This window comes from Bartonella sp. AP36NXGY, assembly GCF_042195865.1.
In the GTDB taxonomy this organism is placed as follows: domain Bacteria; phylum Pseudomonadota; class Alphaproteobacteria; order Rhizobiales; family Rhizobiaceae; genus Bartonella.
Window position 1 is genome coordinate 1 of record NZ_JBHIPD010000101.1, and the last position, 1350, is coordinate 1350.

The following is a 1350-nucleotide window of genomic DNA, read 5'->3' on the forward strand; positions in this document are numbered from 1 at the left end:
GAAACCTTTTATTTTGATTATAAGCAGTTTCGCGATGGTGAATGCCCACTCTATCTCAAGTATACATCTGAAGATTCTGAATATTACGCAAGTAATTTTTATGAATTTCTCTGCAAAAGAATTAAAGAGTATGCAGGGGAAAATTCATGAAAACCTATACCTTAGATGATGTTATACAACTAGTTGATAATAGGATAATTGCGATTTATTGCCTGTTATGAAAACATCTCAATAGAAACTGACAATTATAGAGATGAGAAAAATACCTTTTAATAGACCTATGTCAGTGTTGTCAGTTCTTTTTAGCCCCTATGGCATTTTTTTAAATGAGAAAAAATTAAAAACATTATATTTCAATATGTTATTATTTTAATAACACAACTCATATCAATAGTACAATCTTTAAAGATAACCAATGATGTGAGTTGATTAAAACTTGTCAGTTTGTGTCAGTAAATTGAACTGATAACTAGATTATTTTAGTGAGTAATTAGTGCGTGTCTTATGAAAAGCGTATGAAAGTAAAAACTGATTACGTTATCAAAATCCCTTTTATGAATTTTTATAAGTTCATTTGAATAGATAAACTTATGATTTTAGAGAATGATTACAACGTGCTTTATGAAAAGCATATGATCCTTTAAGCCTTTCAAAAGATAGCTTGTAACTCATAAGAAATGCTATCAAGACCATTATGGTTATGAGTTTTGGAGGTTTAGGGGTTTTTGGGGGTTTTGGAGGTGCTTTTTACGCCCCCCCTTTACATATTTTTCAATAAAAAATAAAAGTTTATTATATTTCAATATGTTAACTTTTATCAAGTTTCCAAAAAAACAACCTATATCAAAATACAACCTGTAAATTCAACTAATGCTATATGTTTTGTAGGGGTTTTGGGGGTATATGGGGTGCTTATACTTTTTTCAAAAATTAGGGAATTAAAAGCGTAAAGTAATATAAGTATTCACAACAAAGCTTTTGAAAAGCATAAAGCTATCATTTTAGATTACGGTATAACCTCTTAAAGGCAATGTAAAAAAATCTAATTCTATTTAAGAGTGGATTTCTTAAAAGTTTTAAAGCAATCCAAATAAGAGTATCTAAAAGTGCAAGTTTCTTCTTTTTAGAATAACGCATGATAAATTATCCTTTTAAAGATTGTATGTAAGCAATGTATAAAGGGGTATAGGAACCTATAGCTATAAGACCTTATACCCCTTATGAGTTTATCATACCCATTATGTGAGCATGCTTTTAAGTTATTCAGTTTCTCTTAATACCAAATTTGGTAAGTTCTTAACGATTTTCATGGTTTCTAAACTTACGGTAATAACCCTCTGAAATAACTCT

At 29.0% G+C, this 1350-nt stretch carries 1 pseudogene; it reads left to right on the forward strand.

The window, feature by feature from the left end:
- Positions 1 to 150 (forward strand): annotated as a pseudogene (locus tag ACFINX_RS10075) (SMI1/KNR4 family protein); the annotation flags it as partial.
- Positions 151 to 1350 lie beyond the last annotated feature (1200 nt).